At 74.2% G+C, this 5093-nt stretch carries 4 protein-coding genes; 2 read left to right on the forward strand and 2 right to left on the reverse strand.

The window, feature by feature from the left end; genetic code table 11:
• Nucleotides 1–1114: chorismate-binding protein (locus CRM73_RS18105; RefSeq protein WP_229588679.1), on the reverse strand; the 1114-nt coding region annotated here is incomplete at its 3' end.
• Nucleotides 1115–1298: 184 nt separating this feature from the next.
• On the reverse strand, nt 1299–2513 hold the full coding sequence (locus CRM73_RS18110) for an MFS transporter (RefSeq protein WP_229588680.1): 1215 nt from the start codon (nt 2511–2513) through the stop codon (nt 1299–1301).
• 185 nt (nt 2514–2698) lie between these two features.
• Here CRM73_RS18110 and CRM73_RS18115 point away from each other — a divergent pair, with 185 nt between their 5' ends.
• Both CRM73_RS18115 and CRM73_RS18120 read left to right on the forward strand, forming a co-directional pair.
• Nucleotides 2699–3535: a PTS sugar transporter subunit IIA gene (locus CRM73_RS18115; protein ID WP_229588681.1), complete on the forward strand. Its 837-nt coding sequence runs from the start codon at nt 2699–2701 to the stop codon at nt 3533–3535.
• 14 nt (nt 3536–3549) lie between these two features.
• Nucleotides 3550–5093 (forward strand): PTS ascorbate transporter subunit IIC (locus CRM73_RS18120; RefSeq protein ID WP_229588682.1); only part of this gene is annotated, 1544 nt, incomplete at its 3' end.

Consider the following 5093-nt stretch of genomic DNA (forward strand, 5'->3'; position numbering starts at 1 on the left):
TGGAGGCGGCGTCCAGCTCCGCGGCGGCGTGCAGCCGGGCCCGCGTGCCGTGCAGGTGGACGCTGCGCAGGACCGGCACCCACTGGCCGTGCCCGGCGGCGTCGGTCCAGCCCACCAGACCCGCGAAGACCCCGCGGGGCCGCGGCTCCAGCTCACGGATCAGGGACAGGGTCTCCCGGTCTGGGGCGCCGGCGGCCGCACGGTGCAGCGCCACCGCGGCGTGCAGCGCGCTGGTGCCCCGGTGCAGCCTGCCGGTGAGACGGGTCGCCAGGTGCCAGGCGGCGTCGGTGCCCGGCACGCTGGGCTGCCCGGGCACGTGCAGGGACGCGGCGAGCGGTGCCAGGCGGCGGGCCTGGTGCTCGACGACGTGCTGGTGCCGCCGCCGGGCGGCGGGGGAGCGCAGCAGGGACTGCTGGGCGGCCGAGTCGCCCGAGACCGTGGGGTGGCGCGCGGCGCAGCCGGTGTGGGGGTGGGAGGCGAAGCCGGTCGGGCGCACCTCGGCCGTCAGCTCCGGGCCCGCACCGAGGACCGTGCCGCCGTCCCGGGGGCGCACCAGGAAGGCGTGGCCGCCGGCGGCGCGGGCCACCAGCTCCTCCCACAGCCGGTCCAGGTTCGCGGGTGCGGAGAGCTGCAGGTCCAGGGCGCGGGCCAGCACCAGGTGCGGGGCGGCGCCGCGGCCGATGCGGTCCAGGGCCTCGGCGAGCGCCTCGTGGTGGTCGGGGTCCGGCGCCGGGGCGGCGGGCACGAGCTGCCGCGCCAGGGGCACCGGGGCCGTGGGCGCCGGGCGGGGCGCCCACACGGGCCGCTCGGCGAGGAACAGGTCGGTCGGCTCGTCCGGGTCGAAGGGGATGGTGCCGCACAGCACCGGCCGGGTCTCCCCACCGGCCCGGGTGCCGGCCACCGCGCGGGTGACCTCGTCCAGGCGGGCCAGAACCGTCTCCACGCCGCCGTCCGTGATCCGTCCGGCGGGCAGCTCCCGGTCCCGGCGGGCGATAAGGAGCCCGTGGCGGCCCGCGAACGCGAAGTCGCCCTCGAGGCCCCGTGCGCCGCTCCCTGCCTCGTCCCGGGGCAGGGGAACGGGCGTGCCGGCGGGGGGCGTCGTGCCACGGAGCATGGGCGGAGCCTTCGGTCGAGCGGACGGGTAAGGGTACCCTCAGTGGTTCGTGGCTCGACTGTAGCAGTCCGTCCGCGGATTAGCTGACACTTCTCTGCCCTAATTCGGCAGCCGGGGCCGCGTGCTCGGCGGCGCGGCCGTCCCGCGGTCCCCGGTGCCCGGCGGCGGGCTGCTCGTGGTGCCCCTATCGGCGGCGTCGCGTCTCCGCGACCGCCAGGAGCCCCCCGACCAGGAACAGCACGGTGGCACCCAGGACGACCAGCAGCGGGACGGTCCACCCGCCGGTGCCGGAGTTCAGCGCCCCGATCAGCGGCGGGCCGACCGTCGCGGCGAGGTAGCCGCTGCCCTGGATGCGGGCGGAGGTGGCGGCGGCCTCGGCGTCGGTCCGGACGATGCGCGCGACGATCGAGAAGATCGTGGTGAAGCCTCCGCCCTGGGCGATGCCGCCGACGGCGGACCACCCGAGGTAGCCCTCGGGGGCGAGCAGCAGCCCGACGGGCAGGGTGATCCACAGCGCCCCGATGACGGCCACCGGCGCCCACGCCGGGGCGCGGGCGGCCAGGAGGGGCACCCCGAGGGCCCCGGCGATGGCGGCGACCTGGAACAGGGAGGCCCCGGCCCCGGAGGCCGCCAGGCTCAGTCCGCGGGTGTCGGCCAGCAGGGTGGGCAGCCACGCGGTGACGGAGTAGTAGGCGATGGCCTGCCCGCAGAAGGCCAGCGTCAGCCACCAGCCGATGCGCCGGATCTGCGTGGTGCCCCGGGCCTGCCGCAGCGCCCCCGTGGCCGTGTCGGGTTCGGCCGGGGCGGGGGTGGTGCGCGGCGTGCCGGCCCGGCGGCGCGCCACGACCAGCCAGAACACCATGGCCGCCAGCGTCAGCGCGCCCCAGGAGGCCAGCGCCCAGCGCCAGCCGACCAGCGCGGCGAGCGGGGCGGTGCCCAGGGCGGTGATCATCGACCCGAGATTGAGGGCGGCGGTGTAGGCGGCGGTGACCGTGGGGATCCGGCGCCAGGGGACGTCGCGGCGGATGATCACCGGGACCACGATGTTGCCGACGGCGATCGCAGCACCGATGACCACGGTGCCGGCCAGGACCACCGGGGCGGGACCGGCCGAGCGGACCACGGTCCCGGCCAGCACGCCCGTCAGGCACACCAGGACCGCGGCCTCCGGGCCGAAGCGTCCGATGAGCTTCGAGGCCAGCGGGGTGGCCAGGGCGAACAGCAGCACCGGCAGCCCCGTGAGCAGGCCCGCGGTCGCCGCCGAGAGCCCGAGGTCGGACTGGAGCTGGGTGATCACCGGGGTCGGGGCGATGATCGGGGCGCGCAGGCTCAGTGCGACGAGCACGATGCCGACGACGACCCACGGCAGGGCGTGCGCGGGCACGGAGCGCTGGCTCATCTCGGTCCTTCCCGACAGTGCGGTGATCTGGTGCAGTGATCTCCTGCCGGCGGGGCAGGTGCTCCTGCCAGCCTGCCAGATCCGCGCCCGGCCTCGGGACGGGGTCGCCTGTTCCCGCATGCATCGGCCAAAATGAATGTGATGTGGATCACATAAACGGACGGATATGAGATACCATGTCAGGTATGTCTCACCTCAGCCGGCTGCTGGACCTCGGATCGATCTGCCTGGACGAACCGGCGGAGGACTGGCGGGCCGCCATCGCGCTGGCCGGTGGGCTCCTCGAGCGCCAGGGTGCCATCAGTGCCGAGTACACGCAGGCCATGATCACCAGCGTCGAGGAGAACGGCCCGTACATCGTGGTGGCGCCGGGCTTCGCCTTCGCCCACGCCCGGCCCTCGGAGGCGGTCCACCGCACCGCGATGTCCTGGGTCCGGCTGGCCCGGCCGGTGGAGTTCGGGCACGCGGCGAACGACCCCGTGACCCTCGTCGTCGCCCTCTCCGCGAAGGACCAGAAGGAGCACCTCCAGGCCATGCGGACGCTGGCCACGCTGCTGGGCTCGCCGAGGACCCGGACCGCCCTGGACGAGGCGAGGACCCCGGAGGAGGTGCTCGCCGTGCTGACGGAGGAGGCCCCGGCGCCGTCCGGGAGACCGTCGACGACGGACGAGGCGCCGGCCGCGGAGCCGGCGGCGGAACCGGCGGCGACCAGAGCGGCGGAGGCGGCCGCGGACAGCCGCAACAAGATCCTCACCGTCTGCGGCAACGGTCTCGGCACCAGCCTGTTCCTCAAGAACACCCTGGAGCAGGTGCTCGATCACTGGGGGTGGGGCAAGTACCTCACGGTCGAGGCGACCGACACCATCTCGGCCCGCGGCAAGGCCAAGGAGGCCGACCTGATCCTCACCTCCGGGGAGATCGCCCGCACCCTCGGGGACGTCGGCGTCCCCGTGAAGGTGATCGAGAACTTCACCAGCACCACCGAGCTCGACGCCGCCCTGCGTGAGCTCTACGACGTCTAGAAGCAGGTGTTCCCGTGAACTGGCTCGTCAGCATCCCCGAGTTCCTGGTCAGCGAGATCCTCGCCGTCCCGGCGTTCCTCATCGGCATCATCACCGCCGTGGGCCTGGCCGCCCTGCGCAAGAGCACCGGCCAGATCATCGGCGGCGCCATCAAGGCGACCCTCGGCTTCCTGCTGATCGGCGCCGGGGCCACCCTCGTCGTCGCCTCCCTGGAACCCCTGGGCGCCATGATCCTGGGCGCCACCGGCGCTCAGGGCGTGATCCCCACCAACGAGGCCATCGCCGGGATCGCCCAGGCCGAGTACGGGGCCCAGGTCGCGTGGCTGATGATCCTCGGCTTCGCCGTGAGCCTGCTGCTCGCCCGCTTCACCCCGCTGCGCTACGTCTTCCTCACCGGCCACCACGTGCTGTTCATGGCCACGATGCTGACCATCATCCTCGCCACCGCCGGGTACGGCAGCTGGGTGACCGTGGTGCTGGGCGCCGTGCTCCTCGGCATCCTCATGGTCTCCCTCCCGGCGCTCGCCCACCCGTGGACCCGCAGGATCACCGGCGACGACAGCGTCGCCATCGGGCACTTCGGCACCGCCGGCTACATCGCCGCCGGCGCCGTGGGCCAGGTCGTGGGGAAGAAGAGCCGGTCCACCGAGGACACGAAGCTGCCGGAGGGACTGCGCTTCCTCCGCGACTCCATGGTGGCCACCGCCCTGTCCATGGCCCTGATGTACGTGGTCCTCGCCGTGCTCTTCCTCGCCCGGGCCGGGACCGAGGAGGCCTTCACCGCGTTCGAGGGCGGCGCCACCGGGGTCGGCAACTACATCATGATGTCGATCACCCAGGGCCTGCAGTTCGGCGTGGCCGTGGCGGTCATCCTCTTCGGCGTGCGCACCATCCTGGGCGAGCTCGTCCCGGCCTTCCAGGGCATCGCCGCCAAGGTCGTCCCCGGCGCCATCCCGGCCCTCGACGCCCCGATCGTCTTCCCCTACGCGCAGAACGCCGTGCTGCTGGGCTTCATCTCCAGCTTCGTGGGAGGCCTGATCGGGCTGCTCGTCCTCTCCGTCTGGCTCAACCCCGCCATCGGCCTCGCCCTGATCCTGCCGGGGCTGGTGCCCCACTTCTTCACCGGCGGCGCGGCCGGCGTCTACGGCAACGCGACCGGAGGGCGTCGCGGGGCCCTCGCCGGCGGCTTCGTCAACGGCCTGATCATCACGTTCCTGCCCGCGTTCCTGCTCTCCGTCCTGGGCGCCTTCGGGGAGGAGAACACCACCTTCGGCGACGCCGACTTCGGCTGGTTCGGGATCGCCGTGGGCTCCGCCGCCAAGATCGGGTCCGTCGGCGGCATCGTGGTCATCTCCCTGATCGGGCTCGGGGTGCTGGTGCTGGCGATCGTGGTGCAGCGCAAGGTGGTCGACACCCACTGGGACCCGGCCGCCGGCCGCGCCTGGCCCGGGACCGCGGGCGCCCCGGAGACCGAGGACGCGGCGACCCCGGGGGCCGCCCGCTCGTTCCCCAAGATCGCGCCGCCGAAGGGCGCGCCCGCTCCGCCGCCGCCCCCGCG

This window comes from Kocuria sp. CCUG 69068, from assembly GCF_020833785.1.
In the GTDB taxonomy this organism is placed as follows: Bacteria; Actinomycetota; Actinomycetes; order Actinomycetales; family Micrococcaceae; genus Kocuria; species Kocuria rosea.